Here is a 23,807-nt window from a genome sequence, read left to right as displayed (position 1 = left end):
TTCCTTTTGCTCACGGAAGGTAAGCCTGTAAGACTCCGAAATCAGCCCTGAGCTTTTGTTTGTCGATCTTGCCTGTGGCAGCCAGTGGCATTGAGGACAGGCGGATCACGGTATCAGGAATCCACCAGCTTGCCACTTTTCCTTCGAGCGGCGCCAGAAGAGTATCATCATCTATCTCCTTGTCGTTGCGGAGTTCGACGATCAGATGCGGACGCTCGCCCCATTTGGGATGCGGCTGGCCAATCACAGCGGCGAGCGACACTTCCGGCAATGCGCTGATGATTGCTTCTATTTCAGCCGGGTTTATCCACTCCCCGCCAGATTTTATGAGATCCTTGGCGCGCCCGGTGATGATAAGATGTCCGTCTTCGTCGATCCGTGCCAGATCGCCGGTTGGGAACCATCCATCATCACCAGCAGCAGACTGATCCTGCCCAAGATACCGCTCGACCACGGATGGACCACGCACTTTGAGATGTCCCTCGGCGCCGCGTTGCCGTGGTAGGGGTTTTCCGCTGGCATCGGTAATGAGGAGATCCATGCCGATGGCAGGGCGGCCAGAGAACTCGTGGGAGCGCATAGGCGCATCTGGCGGCATGATCACGCCGAGCGGAGAAAGCTCCGTCATCCCCCAACTTGTCTGCACGATGATGCCAAGTCCTTCCTCCAGCCGCTGCATCAGCGCGGGCGGCATCGGCGCGCCGCCCACAATGATACGCTTCAGGGAGGGCAGCCGTAGACCTGTTTCATCCAGATAATCGATCAACCCCAGCCAGACGGTGGGCACGCCGACAGCGATGGTTACGTTCTCTTCGCTGATAAGCCGGGCCAGGCTGGCACCATCACTGCGCCGCCCCGGCAGGACGAGCTTGGCGCCCACCGCAGGGGCCGCAAAAGGAAGCCCCCAGGCATTGGCATGAAACATCGGAACCACGGCCAGCACGGCATCTTGCGCCGTAATCGCCATGACATCGGCCTGCAGGACACGGAGCGTATGGAGATAGCTGGAACGATGGGTGTAGGCGACGCCTTTGGGCGCGCCAGTTGTGCCGGAGGTAAAGCAGAGGCCCGAGAGCGCCGTTTCGGGAAATCCCCCCCAGACCACCGACGCGTTCGCTCCTTCGGCCAGCAGCGTCTCCAATGACGCGACCGTCGAAAGGCCTGCTTCCGGGCTTTCCTCCGCCTCAGGCGTATTGATGACCAGTATCTGCCTGATCCCAGGCACCTGCTCGGCCACCTGGCGAGCCAAGGGCACAAGATCACCGTCCACGATCAGTATCTGCGCTTCAGACTGGGTCACCATCGCGGCAAGATGTTCGGCCGTCAGACGTGGGTTCAGCGTGTGGCATACTGCCCCCATTCCCATGATACCGTACCATGCCTCGACATGCGCGCGAGTGTTCCAGGCAAGCGTCGCCACACGATCTGCAGGCTTCACGCCCAAGCGAGACAAGAGGCCCGAAACTGCCCGGCACCGAGATTCCAGCGCCGCATAGCCTGCCCTGTCACTCGCCGCGCCCAGCACATCCCCAGCCGTGACAAGCTCCGCATCCGGATGCCATTTGGCGGCATGGCTGAGGAATTTATCGAGGGTCAGGTCATAGGCCTGCATACTGTCTACATTCATGGGCAGTCATTTCCTGAGGGCGGGATGACAGGTGCCTTCACGCCGATATTCCAACTCCAGAGCTGCAATCCCTCCGCGCGCTGCCGACACATGACTGTCTCATGCAGATCGAACATGCCGGGATCGAGATCGCTGGCCGGCCGGGGCGTTCCGGCAAAGCTCATATACGCTTTGCCAGGCGCAAAGGGGCGCCATTCCGGAGCGCCAGTCACCGCAGGCCGGCCATCCCGCGCGAATGAAACCCAATAGCCGAGCATGCCATCGGAAAGCGCCTGCTCTTCTGCAGTTTCTGGTATTTCGGGCCAGAAACGCGGCGTCTTCCGGAGATTTCCAAACGCATAGGGGATCTCGGCGGCATGGAACCCCTTCAGATCCAGCGCCGAGGCGGCCGGATAGTCATGATCGAAATGATAGAGATAGGCCGCTTCGCCAAGCGCGGCCTGATCCCGCACCAACCGCGTTGCCGTCCAGCCGTAGAGCGCATCGCGCGGCGCGGCGAGAGCTGCCTCTACAAGATCAGAGGACGGATAAAGCCGAAGATACTCATCGGCCAAATCCCCATACCGTTCTCGGATGGACTCTTCATACGCCTCTCCGCTTTCCGGCACGGGCAACATCAGGAACCGCATGGACCGGATTTCCCCGCTGTTGAACCCGGCAAGAATAGGCACGCCAGCCTGCTCGCCAGCATCAAATGTGTCGACGAGTTGCCGTTTCAGGATTCTGCCATCAACTGTGCCCCAGGGCGCATACCCTGCTGTCGCCGCGGCAGCCGTCAGAGTTTCACCGTCCAGTGCGCGTAGACCGGCAAGATCGTTTGCGCCAGTCGCCTGGGCAATGTAGCTGCCCACATCCTCCGCAGCGAAATGACCATATCGCGCCGTCTTCAATTCAGGCGTCGGAATGAGATAGGCGCTTTGGACAATCGCCTTGTGAAAAAGCCCCCGGGCATCCGGCGCCGCCATGAGATACATTACGCTCAGCGCCCCGGCAGACTCGCCGGCAACCGTGACGTTGGCGGGATCCCCACCAAAGGCTGCAATATTGCGCTGGACCCAACGCAGCGCCTCGATCTGATCCAGCAGGCCGTAATTGCCGGACACACCCTCAGGCGATTCGGCGCTGAGTTCCGGGTGGGCGAGATAGCCCAGCACGCCCAGCCGGTAGTTGATCGACACCAGTACCACGCCAGCCTCAGCCAGGGCTGTTCCGTCATAGAGGGGTTCACCCGAGTAACCCGCGGTGAGAGAGCCGCCGTGTATCCACACCATCACAGGCGCAGATGCGGCGTCTGCCGGCGCCCAGATGTTGAGTGTCAGGCAGTCTTCGCTCACCGTTTCGGGCGGATTGGCATAAATGCTGCCTTCTCTGGGGCGCGGCTGGATGCAGGCCGGACCGAAGTCAGAGGCGGCAAATACCGTCTCGAAGGGGGCAGTTGGAACAGGCGGTTTCCAGCGGTGCTCCCCGACAGGCGCCTCCGCATACGGAATACCCTTGTAGACCGTGACATCTCCCGTCGTGGTTCCCGCTATCATGCCAGCCGGAGCGCTGATGACAGGAACAGCGCCGCCGGCCTGCGTTGCACACGAAGTAGCCAGAAGCACGGCCGTGAGGCCTGCAAGAATAGAATTCATGCGTTTCATGGCTTTGTCCTCTGCGCTTCTTCCTTCCGGATTGCGTGGGCCAGCCAAAGAAACAGGAGGACCGCCAGACCGTAAAACGGTGTCAGTGTGTAGAATGCAAGTTGGAGCGAGTTTTCCGGGTTTGCCACTCTGAACATGTCACTCGCCATGCCGAGATAGGTCGGCCCAAGACCGAGGCCGATAAGGTTCATGATCAACAGCAGCAGAGCGCCGGCCAGCACGCGTTGATCCGGGCGAACCTCTTCCTGCACCAGGGTGACGGCTGGCGAGAGATAGAAATAGTTGAAGAAAGTCGGCCCGATCAGGAACAGCAGCGCAAGGGGCCATCCGGGCGCCCAGACAAAACCGAGGAAAAAGGGAATGGCCGCCGCCAGGCCGATAGCCGGCACCAGCGCATAGGCAACTTTTGACTTTTGGCCAAACCGGTCGACCAGCCAGCCAGATACATACATGCCGGCAGCAACCCCGACCCCGAGAAGGATCGAATAATACAGCGCCAGTTCCTGTAGCGTCATACCCTTCTCGCGCATCAGGAACAGCGTCGTGAAGTTCAGCGTGGCATAGGTGACAAACTGGATAGCGCCGCTGGCCAGCGCCGTGAGGATCAAAACCGGCCGTGCAAAGAACATCCGTATCGTGCTCCAGAAGCCGGATCCTGCCGAAGGTATTTTGCCTGCGGATGCCTCAACGGCCGGTGCTGATGGCGGGGCATCAAGCCTTCCCTTTTCAGGCTCAGGCACGAAGAAATACACAAACAGCGCGGTGGTTATTCCAACCACGCCGAGCGAGATGAACGCGATGCGCCAGTCAAATGCCGCCGCCATGGAGGCACCGAACGCCACACCGAGCGCCATGCCGATGGGAGGGCCGAAATTGAACAGGGCCAGCGCTGTTCCGCGCCGCCCCGGAGGGAAATAGTCCGAGATGATGGCGTAGGATGGCGGCACACCACCCGCCTCTCCAACGCCGACCGCCAGCCGGCCCACCACCAGCTGCGGATAGCTGCGCGCGAGGCCACAGAAAAGCGTCGCTGCGCTCCAGATGGCACAGGCAAACGACAGCACTTTCACACGGTTCGTGCGGTCTGCAATCCAGGCGACGGGAATGCCCAGGATGCAATAGACCAGCGCAAAATAGAGGCCGGTGATCCGGCCAAGCTGACCATCTGTAATGCCGAGTTCATCCTGAATGGGCTTGGCGAGGATGGAAATGATCTGCCGGTCCAGAAAGTTCAGTACATAGACAAAACACAGAACCACGAGAACGAACCAGGCCTTCCCATCCGGCCGCGCATAGGGCGCGGCCGGCGGGACAGCGGTTCCGGGCGGGGAGGCGGCCTGTACCGCGCTGTCTGGGCCGGACATCGGCTCAGAACTCATAGCTCAGGCGGACACCGACCGTCCGAGGACGGAGCCTTGCATAACGCCCGTCAAGGAAAGCTTCCGGGTGGACATAGGTAATAGAGCTGTCGTCCAGAACGTTCTCGACATAGGCAACAGCCTTCCACTGGTCGCGCGACATCCCGGCCTGAAGATTCACAACCGTGTACGCATCCGTATAATCGAAGGTTGGAGCGACGAGGTTCGGGTTACCCGGTACGTTGGGGAACATCCCCGGGAAATCGCCGACATAGGCCGCAGTTGCCGCGGCGAACGCATCGGTCTCGCCCCCCATCCTCCAGTCGTAGCGGACCGTGGCCGAACCCTGAAAAGTCGGGAAGGAAAGCGAGATGCCTTCTTCGGCCCCCGACATGGCGGCCTCTGTCGGTGTCACGTCGGTGACTTCAGAATCGTTCAGAGATCCGTTGAGGAAGAAGCTGAAATTCTTCGCCGGATATGCCGCAATTTCAAATTCGAGACCCTTGCTGACCGCGCCGCCGATATTAGTTGCGAACTGAACCTGGTCTGACAGGCGGTTTGCCTGCACCTGAATGTCCTGCCAGTCGATGTAGTAGGCCGCGACATTTGCCGCCAGTTTGCCGTTCAGCCAGTAGCCTTTCGCACCAACTTCATAGTTTGTCAGCGAGTCGGATTCTGCGCCGTTTGGAATGACCAGATCATTCGGATTGACGATACTGACAGCGCCAGCGCGTGCGTTGGCCACCGGGGAGCGGAAGCCGGTCGAAATAGAAGCGTAAGTTGTGACATTGTCGACAGGCTTGTAGGAAGCACTGAGCTTATAGGAGAGCTTGTCACCTTCGACCTTCAGACCCTCCACGGCAGCCACCGGAAACACCGTAATCGGAACATTGGTGGCCCCACCAAGGGCGAGCGCCAGATAGTTGCTGTTATAGCCGCCTTCATTGGTGAAGCTCTGCACCGAAGTCGTTGTGTAGCGCGCGCCGCCGGTCATCCAGAACTGGTCCGAGAAGCGGTAGGTGAGCTCACCGAAGCCTGCCGTTTCGAACTGGTCAAAATAGCTGGTGAAGCGGAGGTAATATTCATCCGGCAAGCCGGTGAGACCGCGTGTATCAAGGAATTCCTGAGACGAGCGGTAGTCATAGGTAATGTCGCGGCGCTTGTTGAAATAGAAGCCGCCGATGATCCAGTCCCAGTTGCCGCCATCTGCGGAAGCCAGGCGCACCTCCTGCACGAACGTCTCATCATAGCCGACTGCATCCAGAGCGAACGGAATCAGCTGGCCGAACGTGCCGGCGAGGTCGACGATAAATTTCCCATCGATATTCGAGTAGGTCGATGAACTGGTGAGGTTGGCAAAGCCGAAATCATAGTCGAGCGCGAAATTGTAGGTGGTGAAATCAGACTGGAAAAGGTCCGGCCGGTCCGTCAGACGAACAAACTCGCCGCGGTTTGGATTGGTCAGCCCGGAGTCATCCGGCTGGCTGTTTTCATGGATAACCATCAGCTGCATATCGAGCGCGTCGGTCGGTTCCCAGCGCAAGATCGCGCGGCCGCCATAGGAAGTCAGCGAGTTGGCGCCTTCGATTCCGGTGCCGATATTATCGACCCAGCCCTCTTCGTCGCGATAGAAGCCGACAACGCGCAGGCCCAGCTTGTCTTCAGCCAGCGGGATGTTGACCATGCCGTTATACCGCTGGCGGAACGCGTCGCCGTCCGTCAGGCCATAATCAACCAGCGCGGAAGCTTCGAATTCTTTGGTGTTGGGTTTTTTTGTCAGGATACGGACAGCACCGGATAGCGAGTTCGCGCCAAACAGCGTGCCCTGCGGACCGCGCAGGATTTCCACACGCTCCACATCATAGAGTGTCGGGTCAAGAATGGTCGAGTTTCCGTTCGACGAAATCGGCAGTTCATCGATGTAGATGGCAGTGGCTGCCTGGAGATTGGCGCCATAGCCATTGGTGGCGATACCGCGGGTCGTGAAGTTGTTGAAGTTGGCAGTCGGCTGGTTGATCACAACGCCGGGCGTTTCGCGGGCAAGGCCATCATAGCTGACAATCCCCTTCTCAGTCAGGGCCTCTTGTTGGTAGGCCGTCACGCTGAGGGGGACATCCTGCAGGCTTTCCTCACGCCGCGTGGCCGTAACCACAACCTTGTCGAGGCTTCGCTGCGCCTCCGGCTCTTCTGACCGGACTGGTGCCTGCCCGGCTTCCTGGGCGCCTGCGCCTCCAAGCATGGAAAGAACGGCTGCCGCGCTCGCGGAAGCGAGAATTCTGATCTTCATGATGATCCTCCCTGAGGCGCCTCGTTGATGGGCGCTTGGGAGTTTGGTGCGCCATTCCGGGCGCACTGTCAATATTCACTCACCCGTGAGTGAATATTATTTTCGAACCGGACAAACTCACTCTTCTTGCGAGCGCTCCAACACCGCCGTCAGCCGCGCGAAGCGGCCGACTGTCTGCAGATGTCGATGAAGCCCGCCGCCATGAACCGCGCCATCCGCTCTTTGACTGCCGCGAAGTCATCGGACTTGCACAGCCCGCCGGACAAGCGGTCAATCCGGCCGGTCCGGGCCAGGGTGAGCATCAATCCGCCGGTGACAAAGTGATAGCCCCAGAAGATATCCACATCATCGCACTCCGGAAGCGCCTGCTTCAGAATGCCCACCAGGCGCAGCACCAGTTCGTCGAAATGTTCGTCGAACAGTTCGGCGCCGAGCGGCGTATTGGCCACCTGCGCGCCAAGGCTGGCAAAGTTCTGCCAGCCTTCTCCGCCCTGGATGTAGAGATCCAGGTCAGTATCCAGAAACGCCCGCAGCGCGCCCTCCACGGTCGGTTTTCCACCGCATGAAGCCTCATATTCGTCCAGCGCCTTCATGCGCAGCGACCGGGTCACTTCGGCGCGCCGCTTGAACACCTCGTCAAACAGCTCTCGCTTGTCGGTGAAGTAATAGTTCAGCAGGCTGTGGTGGACGCCAACGCGTTTGGCGACATCCCGAAGCGTGACACCATGCAGGCCGTGGATGGAAAACAGATACTCGGCAGCATCGAGAATCTGTTCAGTCATCTCTGCTCTCTGCTCGGCCTTCTTCGACCGTCTTGGTGGTTTTTTAGTTTCGGATGTCATGCCTTCTCCGGCGTCAGTTCAACAGGAACAGGGGCTGCCCGGATGTCTAGCCGACAGGGCTGCACCTGCACGTATCAGGTTTCTCCATCTGATTACCCACGTATCCGTAAGGAAAATCAAGCGGGTCTATGTTGAAGCCCGATTGCGACAACACAGCCTCCAGGCCGCAGATCTGCGCACCTCAATCCCGGTTTAGCTGGCGCCCCAGCCCGGCGCTCAAAGTGCCGCAAGTCCGTCAGGCCACCTGAGCTTGCCGGGGTTTTGCCAAGCGGCGAAGGACGGCACGCAGGCCCGCTGAACTGAACGGTTTCTGTATGACTGGCACAGAGCGGAATGCGCTCGGAAGATGCTCGGGTCCATAGCCGGACACAAAGCAGAACGGGATATCACGCCGTGCCAGCAGTTCAGCGACGGCGTCCACCTTCTCACCTCGGAGATTACCATCGAGAATGGCCAGGTCTATTCCGTCGCCGTTGGCGGCATCGAGCGCCTCCGAAAGCGTTCTTGCGACGGCGACCACTTCAGCTCCGGCGTCCTCGACTTCATGTGTCAGGTCGAGCACAACCAGCGGCTCGTCCTCTACCACCAGTACGTGGAGGCCGGCGAGCTCCTCCCCGGGCGCGACGGCCAAGACGGAAGAAGGCTTGGGCGCTGCCGGCACGCCTTTAAGGGGCGAGACACCCCTCAGGAGACGGATGGTCCATACGACACCTTCACGGCTCCATTCAGCGGCAACGGTTCCTTCCTCGCCCCCGGCACTGGACGCAATCAGCGTCAGACCAAACCCAGTGCGAGCAGGCGCGGTCACGGGCGGGCCACCCTTTTCCTGCCAGCGCAGCACAAGCCCTTCTCCTTCCAGTTTCCAGTCGAGATGAACTTCGCCACCCGGCACCGAGAGCGCGCCATATTTCTGGGCATTGGTGGTCAGCTCATGCAGGGTGAGCGCCATGCGGAGCATATTCTCGGGAGAAATTTCGACCGTTGGCCCAGTGCGGCGCAGGCGATCCGCTGCCAGCGTGCCGGCCCGGATATGGTCTTCGATGAGATCATCCAGAGGCGCGCTGGACCAGGTTGCATCCGACAAAATCGAGTGCGCCCGCGCGAGGGCCTGAAGCCGCCCTGAAAAGCTGCGATCGAACTCCGCAAGATCTGCGGACTGGCGCAAGGTCTGACGCGCAATCGCCTGAACATTGGCGAGTGTATTCTTGATACGGTGATTGAGTTCCCCGATGAGCAGCGAGCGCACTTCCTCGGCCTGCCGCCGCGGGGATATATCGAGCACCTGCAGGCTCAGCGAACGATGTTGTCCATCCGCCTCGATCAGCACAGACCCATAAACTTCGCAGGTCACTTCACGGCCATCAGCCGTTCTTGCAACCACCTCGAGGCTATGTCGCAGCGAGCGATCAGAGTCGCTATGTTCATCGACCCACCCTTTCAACGTTTCCGTGGCTTCGTCCGGAAGCCATCCGCTCGCCTTGAGGGCCTGACCAAGCATATGGCGGGCGGGCCGGCTGAATATCCGCTCGGCCCCCTGTGACCAGCTGCGTATCACCAGTCCGCCATCCAGTTCGACAAAGCCAAGCGGAGAATTATCCGTATGCGCCCTTAGCCGGGCCATTGCCTGGTCACGGTGCTGGGCGATGGCGCGCATTTCATCGCGTTGCTTTGCAAGATCGCGTGCCTGTTGGCCGATGCGGAAGAAAACTTCTGCCTTGGATTTCAGAATAACCGGATCAATGGGCTTGAAAATGAAATCGACGGCGCCGGCCTCATAGCCCCTGAAACGTCGTGTTTCGTCCTTCTCCACAGCGGTCACGAAGATAATCGGCACAAGACGCGTCCGCTCTGCCCCGCGCATCAGTTCTGCCAGTTCGTACCCGTCCGTTTCAGGCATGTGGACATCGAGAAGCACCAGGGCGTAGTCATTGACATGCAAAAGCTCCAGCGCCTCAGCCGCCGACTGCGCCTGATGGACCTCCAGCCCGTCTCGGCGGAGCAGCGCTTCCAGCGCCATCAAATTTTCGACCATATCATCTACGATCAGGAAGCGGATGGCTTTATCGGGCATGGTGTACCTCCTGAACGGCAGAACGGCGCCAGATGCGCTGGGTCTCATCAAATGGAATGAAAGCCTGTGCGTGGCCGGAAAATCTCAATGTCTCATGCGCGCCGAGACCAAGGAACCCTCCGCGCGCGAGCGACTCCGCAAACAGGCCAATTGCCCGTTCCTGCAGCGCATGATCGAAATAGATGAGAACATTCCGGCAGGATACGAGATGGACTTCGGAGAAAACCTGATCCGTCGCCAGATTATGCTCCGTGAATACCGTCCGGCTGCGCAGGGTCCGGTCGAACACAGCGCGGCCATACCCGGCAGTGTAGTAATCCGAGAGCGAGGAACGCCCGCCTGATTGCTGGTAGTTCTGGGAAAACTCCGTCATCCGGCTTATGTCGTAGACACCCGTCTCCGCCTTCGCCAACGCACGGCGATTGATTTCCGTGGCGTAGAATACGGTCCTTTCGAACAGGCCTTCTTCCCGGAAGAGGATAGCGAGCGAATAGAGCTCCTCCCCATCCGCGCAACCCGCAACCCAAACCTTGATCGAGGGAAAAGTGCGCAAATAGGGGATCACATCCTGCCGCAGGCTGAGATAAAATTCAGGGTCTCGAAACAGGGCGCTGACCTGAACCGTCATTGCGTCGATCACCTCCGGCAGCACATCAGGCTCATGCAGAAGACGGCGCTGCAGATCGGACAGGGTTGGGCAATTCAAGCGCATGCAGGCCACCTCTGCCCGGCGCTGCAATGAGGCCCGCGAATACGACCTGAAGTCGTAATGGTAACGCCGGAAAAGAGCTTCGAGGAACAGGTCCAGTTCGACCATTTCCACCGATGCGGAAGTAATCGCCGCAGTCGTCATCGGGGCATCCACACACGGGTCAATGAGAGAAGCCTGTCGACATCCACCGGCTTGGGCAGATAGTCATTTGCGCCGGCGGCAAGGCACTGGTTTTCGTCTTCGGCCATTGCCTTGGCCGTCAGCATGATAATCGGCAGGGATTTCCACCGGTCAATCTTGCGGATTTCGCGCGTGGCAGTGAGACCGTCCATTTCCGGCATCATCACATCCATCAGCACAAGGTCTACCCGCGGCTGCGCTCCATCAGCGATCCGCCCAAGGACGTCCAGCGCCTCGCGGCCGTTGCGTGCTATCTGGACGGTGGCCCCATGCGGCTCAAATATGCCGGTAAGCGCATAGACATTGCGAATATCGTCCTCAACGACAAGGATACGGCGACCTTCCAGCAGCGCGTCCCGGTTGAGCGAAGCGGCCAGCATTTCCCTCTGCTTGGCCGGCAGATCCGACACCACCTGATGCAGGAACAATGTTACTTCATCGATCAGGCGCTCCGGCGATTTTGCACCCTTGATAATAATGGATTTGGAGTAGCGGCGCAGCCGTTGCTCCTCCGCCTCGCTGAGCGTGCGCGCGGTATAGATGATCACGGGCGGGAAGCTTGTATCTTCATCAGCGGCGAGCTTTTCGAGCAGGTCGAGCCCAGTAGCATCCGGCAGCGTCATGTCGAGGACGATGCAGTCAAAATTACGCTCGCGGAACGCGGTAAGGGCTTCTGCGGCCGTAGTCGCACCAACGGTCTCAACACCGTCATTCCCGAGAAGCGCCTGCAGCCCTTCGAGTTGAATTTCATCATCTTCGACGATCAGCACACTGCGCATTCTCTGTTCGAGGCGCTGCTCCAGCTTCTGCATCGCCTGGGACAGATCTGCGCGCTGGACGGGTTTCAGCATGTAGCTGATGGCGCCCTGGGATAGCGCTTCATGGGTGTAGTCATCAGCCGACACCATGTGAACGGGGATGTGCCGTGTCGCCACGTCGCGTTTCAGCTGGTCCAGAACCGTCAGGCCGGAATGATCGGGGAGCCCGACATCCAGCACAATCGCCTGCGGCAGGTATTTCCGTGCGGCCCGAATCGCATCGTCTGCGCGGCCAACGCAAATACATTTGAATTTCAGCTCATGCGCCAGTTCATACAACACCCGCGCAAAGGCCGGATCATCCTCCACCGCCAGCATGATCCGGTCACCTTCGGCGATGTGTGCCCGGTCATCTTCCAGTCCAGCAAGCGCATGAAGTGGGGCATTGTTATCAGATATCTCTTTGGCCGGACCGGACGCGATCCCTTCGCGCAGCGGCGGCGGCGCCACTTCCGGTGCCGCATTGGCCTGAGCGGCGATGTTTCTCGGAACGGTCAGCGTGAAGGTGCTGCCCTTGCCGGGTGCGCTGTCCAGCGTAATTGTGCCGCCAAGCAGGTCGGCAAGTTCCCGCGAAATGGACAGGCCCAAGCCAGTGCCTCCATAGCGGCGGGAAATCGTGCCGTCAGCCTGCCGGAAGGCCTCAAAAATAGTGTCCTGCTGGGTTTGCGCGATACCGATACCGGTATCTTTCACCGAGAATGCAATATCGCCGCCCTGGGCGCGCACAGCGAGCGTCACCCTGCCCTTTTCGGTGAATTTGAGAGCATTCGACAGGAAATTACGGAGCACTTGCTCCAAGCGAACTTCATCCGTTTGCAGCATACCAGCGTCGGCGGCAACTTCTGCGGTAACGCTGATGCCTTTTGACCTCGCCTGCGCCTCAAAGCTGCGCACCAGCTTCCTTGCCACCAGTTGCGGATCAACCTCGTTGACGGAGAGATCCATTCGGCCGGCTTCAATCTTCGAGAGATCCAGGATGTCATTAATGAGGGCGAGGAGATCCTTTCCCGAGCTTTCTATTGTCTGAGCCCACCGGATCTGCTCCTCGGTCAGCGTCCCACCGCGATTTTCGGCAAGCAGACGCGACATGATCAGGAGGGCGTTCAGCGGGGTGCGCAGTTCGTGGGACATGTTGGCCACGAATTCGGATTTGTAGCGGCTCTCGCGCGCCAGGGTTTCCGATTGCTCGGCCAGTGCCTGGCGCGAGCGGACCAGGGCATCGCGCTGCTCTTCCAGCTCCTGCGTCTGGCTTTCCAGCTGGGCGTTCTGTTCCTCCAGTTCGGACTGCTGTTCCTCCAGCATACGCTGACTTTCCTTCAGCGCCTGGGTCTGCTCTTCCAGCTCCTCATTGGTCGCCGCGAGTTCCTCGCCATGGCTGCGAAGCTCCTCAGACTGGCGGCGGGTTTCCTCCAACAATTCCTGCAACTGGGACCGGTAAAGCGCCGACCGGAATGCAATGCCGACCTTTTCGGCGACACGCTCCAGCATCCGGCGATCCCGCTCGGTAAGGGCTCTATCCATGCCGAGTTCGAGAACCGCATTGATCTGGCTGTCATCGTGCAGGGGCACCAGGGCGCTGTAGGCGGCCCGGCCCTGCATCAGACCGGACATCCAACCAAGCGCAGTTTCAGGGGTCGCCTCGATCTCGATCAACCGCTCCTCACTGACGGCGCGCCAGAGATGTCCCGTGCCCGGCCGGACCACTTCGGGCAGCGCATCGGCATTGGCGCCCCAGGTGGCGACACGCTCAAGACCTCGCGCCCCGCACTCATAGATGACCGCTGCTCGGACCCCCAGACGTGCGCCGAGCACTTCAAGTGCCTGGTTACTGAGGGTGCGGGGCGTCAGGTCGCCCTGAACGGCGCGGGCGATGTCCACCTCGCCCTTCTGTACCCAGTCGGCATCCCTCAAGCGGTTGCGGCCCAGAATCAAGGCCCGGCCGGCGAGCGCTACGCCGGCTACGATGACGGCAGCCATGAGCCGGTTTATCCCGGCAATCTCCGGATTGATGCCATCGGCGCCCAGATAATAACCCGTTGCCAGAGCGACCCATACCAGGACGCCCACAACTACGGGCGCCGTGGGCTCATTGCCACGAAAAGCGAGCAGCAGGGGGAGAAGGTACAGAATCCAAACAGCGAACCCCAGCGGGGTCATCAGATCCAGAATGAAGACACCGGCAAGGCATGCGAAGATCCCCGCCAAAGCGCCAAGTTCTTTGCGGTCTTTAGGTAAAATCTGCACCGGTCCATCCTGATTAAATTGCCGGTGGCTCAGCCTATTCACCCCCTTCCGCCACACCGGATTCCCCGGCGCAGGCCCTGAAAGGTAAGGCAAAACCTGAAAAGACCCCATGCAAACATTTAGTAAACGCGTGACTGAACGCAGAAGTCTGTTCCCGGTTCCCCGCCCACATCAAAAAAATTTTCAGGGCCAGTCTTGGTCAAACCGGGGCGCGGAAGCGACCCGCTCTGCTTTCGCCCCACAGACACTTCAGCATTCTTCATGACCTGACAGCCGCAACGCCGTATCGATCATGGCGAAGTGCGAGAATGCCTGTGGAAAATTGCCGGTCATGGCCCCTCGCTCGCTGTCATACTGTTCGGCCAATAGCCCTACATCATTACGCAAAGACAAGAGACGCCTGAAGAGAGATTCAGCAGCCTCGCGCTTTCCCTGTTTCAGCTTGTTGTCAGCCAGCCAGAAACTGCAGGCAAGAAAGGCGCCCTCTTCTGAAGATAGACCATCACTGGCTTCATCTGTGTCATACCGGTGGACCAGATCAGCACGGGAAAGCTCACGCTCAATCGCTTCTGCGGTCGCCACCATCCGCGGGTCATCGGCGGAGAGGAATCCCATAAGAGGCATCAGCAAAAGCGCCGCATCCAGGCTGGGACGCCCGTAGGCCTGGACGAAGACACCCCGCTCCCGGTCAAACCCACGCTGCATTATCTCTGCACGGATCAGCGACCGCTGGTCCCGCCAGTGCGCCACCGGCCCAGGCTGATCAAACGCTTCCGCCAGCAGGATCGCCCGGTCATAGGCAACCCATGCCATCATCTTTGCATGCACGAAATGCTGGGGCGGCCCACGCACTTCCCAGATGCCTTCATCGGGCTGAGTCCAGACCTCATCAAGATGATCCAGCAATTGCGGGATCAGTCTGGTCCAGTCGGCATGTAGGGAGAGGCCAGCCAGCCGCGCCTGGTATACCGCATCGAGAATGTTCCCGAAGACATCTATCTGGAGCTGGTCGTAAGCTGCGTTCCCGATCCGCACCGGACGCGAACCGGCATAGCCCGGGAGCCAGTCGAGGGTTTGTTCAGATATCCGCTGTTCGCCCCCCAGTCCGTAAAGAGGCTGCACGCCGGCCGGGTCGCAGGCGATGGCCCGCAGCAACCAGTTGCACCAATCCTCTGCCTCCTCTCGGTATCCGGCATTGATCAGCGACAGAAGGCAGAAAGAAGCATCTCTCAGCCAGCAATAGCGGTAATCCCAGTTGCGTTCTTCGCCGAACTTCTCTGGCAATGAAGTTGTCGGCGCCGCGACAATGCCGCCTGTCGGCCGGTAAGTCAGCGCTTTGACAGTGATCAGGGAGCGCATGACCGCTTCTCGCCAGGGACCTTCATACCGGCATTTTTCGGCCCAGCCAGACCAGAACTGGTGGGTATCTCTGAGGGCCCCCTCCGGATCACAGGCCCGGGGCGCCGGAAGATGGGATGCCTCATAGGACAGGGTGAAAGGCACACTTTCTCCCGCGGAGACGGTGAATTCCAGTCGTTCAACCTCTTCGGCCCTTTCCAGCTTATCCGGCAGAGCAAGAAAGACAGCATGGGGCCCGGCGACCGCACGCATCCGCCCCTTTTCCCAGGTCATCCAGGGACGGATCCGGCCATAATCAAAGCGGATATCCAGCTCCATCCGCATCGGCACGCTCCCCCTGACGCCTGTCACAATCCGCACAATTTCGGAAATCTCATGCTGTCTGCGTACCGGCATGAAATCCGTCAGGATGACCGCCCCTTCCGCGCACTCAAAGCGGGTTTCAAGGATCAGAGTTTCACCTGCATATCTGCGGCGCGTTTCCACGACCTTTGCGGCGGGCGACAGCTTCCACCGCCCATGCTGCGGCGCGCCGAGGAGGGCAGCGAAGCAGGCAGACGAGTCAAATCTCGGCCAGCAGAGCCAGTCTATGGACCCGCTCCGCGCAACCAGAGCAGCAGTCTCGCAATCGCCGATCAAGGCGTAGTCTTCAATGGGTGTGCTATGTACCAATCTACCGTGTTTCCTCTGATCATTGCCGGCCCGAGCGCGGGCTCGTCTCGGCATTTTATTCCGGGTGAGGATTTTCAGCGCTGCTGGAGAAAGTACCGGCCGAGACCTATCCCAGCGGCGAGCAGAAGGAGCCCACCTCCAATGGCGCATCCTGCCCGGATCCGGGTTTCCGATACAATCATTGCGCGTGGCTTTGCCTCTCTGCCAAATGCCCCCCTTACTCCATGCCCGCCGGGAACCGGCGATTCCAGATTGTCCTTGCGGCCCGGTAGACGGCTGCGCGGACGATCCTGACCGGTCACAGCCTCAGCGGCCAATTGACGATCAATCAGAGCCGGAAAGAGCGTATTCGCCATGATCAGGAGCGGCGTCTTGCTTCCGAGCCAATATTCCCGTGCCGGCCGGCGTGCGGCGTGCAAAATGGCCTCTGCGGCCACTTCCGGCTCATAAACCGGTGCCACTGGCCGGGGCAGACGCTTTCGATGCGAACGGGCCCAGTCAAACTGCGGCGTGTTGATTGCCGGAAGATGTAGTGCGGTAATCTGTACACCGCAGTCGTCGGCAATCAATTCCGCCCTGAGGGAATCTGTGAAGCCGCGGATAGCATGCTTTGCGCCACAATAGGCCGCCTGCAATGGGATACCCCGGTAAGCCAGCGCCGACCCAACCTGAATAATCAGCCCCCGTCCGCGCGGCCGCATACTGTTTAGAGCGGCCATCGTGCCGTGCACATATCCAAGATACGTGGTTGCGGTGACTGCCTCAACCTCCTCCGCAGTCAGATCTTCTACCTTGGAAAAAACGGTGACCATGGCATTGTTCACCCAGATATCGATGGGCCCCAATGCGGCCTCGCATTTCGCGGCAGCCACCGAGACTGCATGCGCATCGCTCACATCCAGCGGAAATACTTGTGCGGAGCCGCCCGCCGCCTCCACCTCCTGCCTTGTCTTATCCAGCGCGCGAGCGTCGCGCGCCATCAGGGCCAGATGAGCACCCGCGCGGGCAAAGGCAATCGCTGTGGCGCGGCCGACGCCTGCCGACGCCCCCGTGATGACAACCACCTTGCCCGTAAAATTCTCTTGCCGCCTTCTCATCCAACGTCCTGCTTGAGCACGCCAGCCTCCCTGCGGGACGCTTGACGTTCCGTGGCCGTCAATGCCTGCAACAGCATATCCAATGCTTGAATGGCTACGAGCCAGCGGCCCTCGTACCGATCGACATCGCCGAGTTCATAATATCGATGCTGTATGCCGCTGGTGTCTGCGACCGCGATATGCACCCGCCCATTTTCTGCTTCACCGCGAGGGCCTGTATTCCCGCTCACAGCCAGCGCGAGCTGCGCAGAGGTAAGACCACGGATTCTCACCGCCATCTCGCTGACAATTTCCCGGCTCACCGACCCATGCCGCGACAGGGCTTCGGGTGAAATGCCCAAGAGCGCAATTTTGGTTTGGTCCGAATAGACTACAACACCGCCCTCATACTGATGGCTCAGACCTTCAACACCTGCCAGCAGAGATGCGATGTAGCCGCCGGTACAGCTTTCAGCGGTCACCAAGCTGACCCCAGTGATATCGGCCGCCTGCAATACATCCTTCGCCAGCCGGAAAGCCAGTCGCTCACCCTCTTCAACCGGCCGCATTGAAACCTCCCTACGCCCTCCATGACCCGCAACAGTCGGGAAAGGCGAAATGAGCGAGCGTCATGCATACAATCCGCTCAACGATACGTGGCTAACGAAAAAAGTGGCCGGAAGTTCCCCCCAAAGCGCGCCCCTCAACAACGACTCCCTTCATTAACGACTCCCTTCATTTTGGGATCGCGCGGAACTTATGTCGCTAACAGCGGTTGGAACCCACATGATTTCCAAATAGGCGAGAAAGTTCGGATCTGATGGTGGTAAGCCGGCGGAGCGTCCTGAGAGCAGGAACAGGAATTGCGCTGACAGGATTGGCTGCTGCCTGCGGTTCCGGCCAGAACCCGGACAGTCCGCACCAAAGCGCACCCGCGCCGGATGCCCGTACAGACCTGCCCGATCAAAATTCTGGGCCCGCTGCGGATGTATGGGACCGTATCCGTTCCGATTTCAATCTTGATACGGATTTTATTCATATGAGCGCCATGCTGCTGGCGTCCCATCCCGCGCCCGTTCGAAACGCCATCGAGGAGCATCGCAACGGCCTTGACCGCAATCCCGTCATTTATCTGGAAGAACATATGCGGCCTGGCCTGTCAGCCGCTCGCGAAGCAATCGCCACCTATCTCGGAACACGAACAGACAGGATCGCCCTCACCAACAGTACGACGAATGCCGTAGGCATAACTTACAACGGATTGGTGCTCGCTCCAGGCGACGAGGTGCTGACCACCGAGCAGGATTATTACGTCACCTTCGAAGCCCTCCGTCAGATGACGTCCCGATATGGCGCCATCGTCCGCACTGTGCCGCTTTACGACCGCCCACCTACCCTTACTGAAGAAGAGGCTGTTGCCCGAATACTTTCCGGCGTCAGCAATGCGACACGGCTCGTCGCGCTCACATGGGTGCATTCCAGCACCGGTTACAAGCTGCCAGTCCATGCAATTACCAGCGCCATCGCAGATCTGAACGCCAGCCGGCCAGCTTCACGCCAGATCCTCGTCGGAATAGACGGGGTACACGGATTTGGCGTCGAGGATTTTGAACTCTCCGATCTGGGATGTGATTTCTTCATGTCGGGTTGCCACAAATGGCTGTTTGGCCCGCGCGGCACCGGCTTTATTGCGGCAGGGTCAAAAGGCTATGAAATGCTGGTCCCGTCGGTCCCTAGTTTCATTGAAAATAGCGGCGCTTTCGATGCGTGGATTCTGGACGATGATGAGGTCCGGGACAACAATGCGGAACGCATGACGCCCGGCGGCTTTCAGGCGTTCGAGCACAAGCTCGCGGTGCCAGCCGCCGTTGCGTGGCAAATGGAGATCGGAAAGGCGGCGGTTGCCGATCGCACCCACGCGCTCGCTTCCCAGCTCAAGGAAGGGCTTGCCTCCATCCCCGGCGTGACTGTCCATACGCCCCTGGACCGCGCCTTCTCTGCCGGTATCGTCTCTTTCGATATCGAAGGGCAATCCGCGCGCGAGACTGTCGAACGTCTGCGCCATCATCGCATAATAGCTTCAGCGGCGCCCTATGCAGTGCCCCATGCCCGCCTGACACCAAGCATCCGCAACTCCCCATCGGAAATAGAGGCCGTACTGCGGCGCGTCAGGGAGATTGCATGACCAGATGAGCATAGGCTCTTGGCTGGTGTGTGTACCCTCACAATGCTCACGAGACGCTGCCTGAGGCGGTTCCTGCGGAGCGGCGAGCCGCACTCAAGAGGGCTCAACCCCGTCCCACGATCGCGATAGAGCAGATGTTGTGAAAGGGTGCCCCGCCCAGATTATGAGAGAGTGCGAACCCGATATCTTTGCTGACCTGGCGTTCGCCAGCCCGCCCCAAAAGCTGGAGGTAGTTTTCATAGACCATTCGGATCCCTGTCGCACCGATCGGATGCCCGAAGCATTTCAGACCGCCATCAATCTGGCAGGGGATTTGGCCGTCTGCATCGAACCGACCGTCCAGAACATCGCGCCAGGCCGCGCCGTCCTTGCTCAGGCCGAGGTCCTCCATTGTCACCAGTTCCGTGATCGAGAAACAGTCATGCACTTCCGTAAGTCCGATGTCGCGCGCGGGATCGGATATGCCAGCCTCACTGTAAGCCCTCGCCGCGGCCGCGCGCGTCGTCGGAACATAGCTATAGTCCCAGCCCGCCCCCTGCGCTTCCCAGCCTCCTGTTGCGGCCAGTTGCAGCGCCTTTATGGTGACGATGTCTTTCTTGCCCAGAGCGCGGGCGATTTCCGGCCGTGTTACGATGGCGCAAGCTGCCCCATCCGACACGCCACAACAGTCAAAAAGCCCCAACGGCGCCGCCACGAGGGGTGCGTTTACAGCCCGCTCCATCGTGATCGGTGTTCGCAGATGGGCTTTCGGGTTCAAGGTCGCGTTCGCATGGCTTTTGACGGAGACATGGGCCATCGCCCGCTTCAGGTCGTCTGCTGCCATGCCGTGACGGGCCCGGTAGCCTGAAGCAAGTTGCGCAAAGGTTCCCGGCGCTGTCATGTTGGCATTCGTGGCGTCGTAGAATGGCCCTCGCGATCCTCCCGGAAGCCCTCCGTACCCGGAATCCTTCAGCTTCTCGACACCCAGCGCAAAGGCAAAGTCACACGCCCCGCTGGCGACTGCATAAGCGGCGCCTCTAAGGGCCTCTGTGCCGGTAGCACAGGCATTCTCCACCCGCGTCACGGGAATATTGTGCAATCTGAGCGCAAGGGCCAGCGGCACGGCACCTGGTCCGACCGCATTCCCGGCATGTCCGAACCATCCAGCCTGCAGCTCTCCCGGATCAATATCGGCATCCGCGATGGCTTCCTGAAACGCTTCAACGATCAGCGACGGCCCATCCGTATCCCAGCGCTCCCCAAACCGGCTGCACCCCATTCCCAGAATGGCTACCTTGTCTCTGATGCCGCTTGCCATGGTTCAATCCTGCCTTCCGGTGTTCTGATCGGTGACCGGCACGGCCTTCCAGAAATAGTGGCGGAAGCCGCGCTGGTCTGTGCGCTTTAATCTGAAAACCATCCTGACGGCCTGCCCCACTTCCAGGGAAGGCTCCGGCAGGTCAGTAAAATCCGCAATCATCCGCCCGCCCCCCTCGAACTCTACAATACCGTAACAGCTCGGCGGATCCGGTGAATAGGCAAGGTAGTCTGCAGTAAATGACCGCACACGGGCAATTCGGTCTGCGAGCGGATAATCTTCCTGCGTGCCGCGCGTGCGGGCATTACCGGCCACTGACACATCAGACCGCGGATATTGCACCACGCCGGTCTCACGGCATTTTCCCCCAACTAGCCCCAGAATCGTCTTGCGGTCGCGATAGAGCATCGAAGGCGGGGTCTTGATATCCAGCTCCGCCCGCATGCCCTCTTCAAATTCCAACTCTCCAGAAAAATACAGAAAACGCGTATAGTTGGTTTCCACCTTGCGCCGTGCCAACTGGTCCTGAAATCTCGCTGCCGGCTTGCGGCCATCATTGGCGGCGGTCACGCGCAGGAGCAGCACGTCACAGCCCTGACCGAACCCCACAAGACAGATAACCTCCCCCGCAGTGGCCCGCTCCAGCGTTGCGGCCAGTTGCAGCAATGGATGGGCGCAACCGGTGTAGCCTACCTCAAGGAACAGGGGCCGGGCCACTGCGCCCGCGCGAATGCCCAAAGCTTTTGCCAGCCGGGCCTCTACGCCCGGCATCGGCGTTTCAAACAGGAAATGATCAACCTCCTCTGCGCGAAGCCCGGCTTCGCCCAGGGTCTCAGTCACCAGTTGGGTCACAAGGCTCATATAGCCTTCTTCGCGTATCCAACGCCCTTCCCACTCGTAATCGTGGCGTGCGTCACTCGCCCGGAACCGGTCTACGAAATCTACAGACATAGAACGGGCACAGACGAGTTCCGCCAGCGGTTCGCCCGGGCCGACAAGCAGCGCTGCGCCCGCGTCGCCATTGATCATCTGTGCCGCAGAAGCAGCCGGCGCGTGGCGCCGGTCAGCGGCCGCCAGCAGCGTGGTCTTGCCAGATACAGTTGCCTCGAGGGCCGCAATCAGGCCCGACGTGCCCCCCCTTTGCGAACCGGTTATGTCGAGCGTATGCGTGCGGTCGCTCAGCAACAATGCTTCTTTCGCGATGCCCGCATTCTGGCGATCCGCAAAAGGCAGTGTTGTCGAAGCAAGAACCAGCTGGCCAATGGCATCGCGGCCGGCTTCCGGCAGGCAATTCCGGCAGGCTTCCACTGCCATCGTCAAAGTGTCTTCGTCCCAGTTGGCAACGCTGCGTTCCCCGCGCCCAAGGCCTGAGAGGGCGCCGTTGAACCAGCTTGTAGCATCGGCGATCACCTGCCGCGGCAAGCGGCGCATCGGCAGGTAACTTCCATAGGACAGTATGCCAGCCATCATAGAGGCTCCCAGGCGATTGTATCAGGAGTCGTGTGTAGAGGCTCGAAACTACCGCGAAAGCCTGGCACCAGCTGCGCGTCCAGAGAATCGAGCGTCCAGCCGTTGGCATTGTGCATCGTCCGCAATATCTTCGGGCGGCTGTATAAAAAAATTTCATCCTTCCGTATACCAAACGTCTGCCCGGTAATCGCGGCGGACCTGTCCGTGCAGAGATAGGCAACCAGGGGCGCGATCTTCTCCGGCGTCATTGCGCGAACGGCCTCCAGCCGCTTCTGGTCCGCCTCACTCTCAGTTGCCACAGTGCCAACCAGGCGCGTCCATGCTGTCGGTGCGATGCAGTTGGAGCGCACCCCGAAGCGCTCCATGTCCAGGGCAATGGCATAAGACAGCCCCAAGACGCCGGACTTTGCCGCCGCATAATTGGCCTGCCCCCGATTTCCCAAAAGCGCTGTTGTGGAGGTGAAGTGGACAAAGGTACCTGACTGCTGCGCCCGGAAATACGGCGCGGCAGCGCGGGAAACGAGGAAGGTGCCATTGAGATGCACGTCCAGCACATCGGCCCAGTCCTGAGGAGACAGCTTGTGGAACATCGCGTCCCGCAGAAAGCCCGCATTGTTGACGACCGCGTCCACCCGTCCAAACGCGTCAATTGCAGCCTGCACGATTGAAGCGGCGCCCGCCTGCGTAGCGACACTGCCCGTATTGGCGACCGCGTGCCCACCTGCGGCACGGATTTCGTCCACGACCGTTTCAGCTGGGCTTGCATCCGCGCCACGCCCGGCGGGATCTCCGCCCAAATCATTGACGACGACCCGCGCGCCCTCTGCAGCGCAGAGCCGGGCTATGGCCCGGCCGATCCCCCGGCCGGCCCCGGTGACGATGACGACTTTATCTTCCAGCATTTCTACCCTGAGACAGCTGCCGCACAGGCGGCGGCCCTTTGTGTGTTGTTTTGCCCACCGTGGGTCTCACTTGACGCGAACGTTCGTCAAATTCATTATCTGGCGACATCATGATTGGAGGGAATGTCACTGCATGGATGCCAGGCTGAAATACGTAGTGGCCGTGGCCCGGAACGGTTCCTTTACGGCGGCCGCGGAAGATGCTGGCGTCACCCAGTCAGCGATCACCAAGAGCATTGCGGATCTCGAACAGCAGATTGGGTATGCAATCTTCCACAGAACCTCGCGGGGCTCATTCCTTACTGAGGAAGGCCGGGATTTTGTGGACCGCGCCTCCCGCCTGCTGGAAGACACCAAGGAGCTTCTGCAGCGGCCGGGAAAAACGACTGACCATCTGGCGGGCGCCCTGCGTATCGGCGTCGGCCCTGCCTCCATCGAGTGGCGCCTGGTTCCGGCCCTCAATCTCCTCCTGCGCCGCCATGCGTCCATCCGGTTTGACATTTCCGGCTCCACCTTTGAACGCACCGTCCAGCTTCTCAGAACGGGAGCGATTGATGTGGCCCTGGGCTTTGACGCTGCCTTCGCCGACTGGCCAGATATCCGGCGCGAGCCGATTGCCCCGGTGCGCTCGGTGCATTTTGTCCGGCAGGGGCATCCGCTCCTCAGCCGCCCGTCCCTGTCGCTTCGGGATGTGACCGACTACCCCTATATCAGCCCGTCAGAAGGCAGACCCTATGGCGTTGCCATCCGGAAACTATTCGAAGACCGGGGCCTGGACTGGCAGCATTGTGTGCATACGGTTGATTACTTTCCAGCCGTCAAACGCATCGTCGAGCGTTCTGACGCCATCGGCATCACGTCTGCAATCTACGCCCAGAGCCGCAGTTTCCAGGAGCGGTTTGCCATTCTCGAACTCAGCGACATGCTCCCCCCGTCCGTCATGTGTTGCGCAACCCGCAAGCGGTGGGAGCCCAAACCGGCTGTCCGCGCTTTCATCCGCGCCATGAAGGATAGCGAGGCGGCGGTCTCTGAACAAAGTCATATCGCGCAGAGCTGATCCGCGC

Annotated in this window: 16 protein-coding genes; 2 read left to right on the top strand and 14 right to left on the bottom strand. The window is 60.1% G+C overall.

The annotated features are described in order from the left end of the window. Positions 1-10: 10 nt before the first annotated feature. The 11 genes from HPO_RS03820 to HPO_RS03770 form a co-directional block, all read right to left on the bottom strand. Entirely contained in the window at positions 11-1,627 is a 1,617-nt protein-coding gene (locus HPO_RS03820; RefSeq protein ID WP_035594673.1) for an AMP-binding protein, read from the bottom strand. Further along, the gene (locus HPO_RS03815) at positions 1,624-3,270 is read right to left on the bottom strand and encodes a carboxylesterase/lipase family protein (RefSeq protein WP_035594670.1); all 1,647 of its coding nucleotides are present in this window, start codon (positions 3,268-3,270) and stop codon (positions 1,624-1,626) included. Before HPO_RS03815 ends, HPO_RS03820 begins: the two co-directional genes overlap by 4 nt. Beyond that, positions 3,267-4,634, bottom strand: a complete 1,368-nt coding sequence (locus HPO_RS03810) for a spinster family MFS transporter (RefSeq protein WP_035594668.1) — start codon at positions 4,632-4,634, stop codon at positions 3,267-3,269. The genes HPO_RS03815 and HPO_RS03810 overlap by 4 nt, the downstream gene beginning before the upstream one ends. A gap of 4 nt (positions 4,635-4,638) precedes the next feature. Then, entirely contained in the window at positions 4,639-6,915 is a 2,277-nt protein-coding gene (locus HPO_RS03805) for a TonB-dependent receptor (RefSeq protein ID WP_035594665.1), read from the bottom strand. 149 nt (positions 6,916-7,064) lie between these two features. Further along, positions 7,065-7,697, bottom strand: coding sequence for a TetR/AcrR family transcriptional regulator (locus HPO_RS03800; protein ID WP_206742117.1), 633 nt, complete (start codon positions 7,695-7,697; stop codon positions 7,065-7,067). A gap of 295 nt (positions 7,698-7,992) precedes the next feature. Next, positions 7,993-9,828 carry a response regulator gene (locus HPO_RS03795; RefSeq protein WP_035594661.1) on the bottom strand — a complete coding sequence of 612 codons (1,836 nt, stop codon included), beginning with the start codon at positions 9,826-9,828 and terminating at the stop codon, positions 7,993-7,995. Next, positions 9,818-10,681: a CheR family methyltransferase gene (locus tag HPO_RS03790; protein ID WP_035594658.1), complete on the bottom strand. Its 864-nt coding sequence runs from the start codon at positions 10,679-10,681 to the stop codon at positions 9,818-9,820. The genes HPO_RS03795 and HPO_RS03790 overlap by 11 nt, the downstream gene beginning before the upstream one ends. After that, a complete protein-coding gene (locus HPO_RS03785) occupies positions 10,678-13,695 on the bottom strand; it encodes a response regulator (RefSeq protein ID WP_051612256.1) in 3,018 nt (1,005 codons plus the stop codon). Before HPO_RS03785 ends, HPO_RS03790 begins: the two co-directional genes overlap by 4 nt. A 336-nt stretch (positions 13,696-14,031) precedes the next feature. Continuing rightward, on the bottom strand, positions 14,032-15,813 hold the full coding sequence (locus HPO_RS03780; protein ID WP_035594654.1) for a glycoside hydrolase family 15 protein: 1,782 nt from the start codon (positions 15,811-15,813) through the stop codon (positions 14,032-14,034). 74 nt (positions 15,814-15,887) lie between these two features. Beyond that, complete coding sequence (locus HPO_RS03775; protein WP_035594651.1) at positions 15,888-16,910, bottom strand: SDR family oxidoreductase; 1,023 nt, start codon at positions 16,908-16,910, stop codon at positions 15,888-15,890. After that, complete coding sequence (locus HPO_RS03770; protein ID WP_051612236.1) at positions 16,907-17,458, bottom strand: CinA family protein; 552 nt, start codon at positions 17,456-17,458, stop codon at positions 16,907-16,909. The genes HPO_RS03775 and HPO_RS03770 overlap by 4 nt, the downstream gene beginning before the upstream one ends. Before the next feature lie 470 nt (positions 17,459-17,928). On the opposite strand from HPO_RS03770, the gene HPO_RS03765 reads away from it, so the two are divergent. After that, a complete protein-coding gene (locus HPO_RS03765) occupies positions 17,929-19,074 on the top strand; it encodes an aminotransferase class V-fold PLP-dependent enzyme (protein WP_162173998.1) in 1,146 nt (381 codons plus the stop codon). A gap of 103 nt (positions 19,075-19,177) precedes the next feature. Here the strand turns inward: HPO_RS03765 and HPO_RS03760 are convergent, their stop codons facing one another. Genes HPO_RS03760 through HPO_RS03750 form a run of 3 tightly spaced genes read right to left on the bottom strand, consistent with a single transcriptional unit; the run spans position 19,178 to position 22,743 of the window. Next, on the bottom strand, positions 19,178-20,371 hold the full coding sequence (locus HPO_RS03760) for an acetyl-CoA acetyltransferase (protein WP_035594638.1): 1,194 nt from the start codon (positions 20,369-20,371) through the stop codon (positions 19,178-19,180). 3 nt (positions 20,372-20,374) lie between these two features. Next, entirely contained in the window at positions 20,375-21,838 is a 1,464-nt protein-coding gene (locus HPO_RS03755) for an OB-fold domain-containing protein (RefSeq protein ID WP_035594635.1), read from the bottom strand. Beyond that, positions 21,838-22,743, bottom strand: coding sequence for an SDR family NAD(P)-dependent oxidoreductase (locus tag HPO_RS03750; RefSeq protein ID WP_035594633.1), 906 nt, complete (start codon positions 22,741-22,743; stop codon positions 21,838-21,840). The genes HPO_RS03755 and HPO_RS03750 overlap by 1 nt, the downstream gene beginning before the upstream one ends. A 133-nt stretch (positions 22,744-22,876) precedes the next feature. Here HPO_RS03750 and HPO_RS03745 point away from each other — a divergent pair, with 133 nt between their 5' ends. After that, positions 22,877-23,800: a LysR family transcriptional regulator gene (locus tag HPO_RS03745; RefSeq protein ID WP_035594630.1), complete on the top strand. Its 924-nt coding sequence runs from the start codon at positions 22,877-22,879 to the stop codon at positions 23,798-23,800. Positions 23,801-23,807 lie beyond the last annotated feature (7 nt).

The sequence above is a fragment of the Hyphomonas polymorpha PS728 genome, assembly GCF_000685315.1.
GTDB classification, from domain to species: Bacteria; Pseudomonadota; Alphaproteobacteria; order Caulobacterales; family Hyphomonadaceae; genus Hyphomonas; species Hyphomonas polymorpha.
The sequence above is the reverse complement of the archived record's forward strand: the minus strand, read 5'-3'. Positions and strand labels throughout refer to the sequence as shown.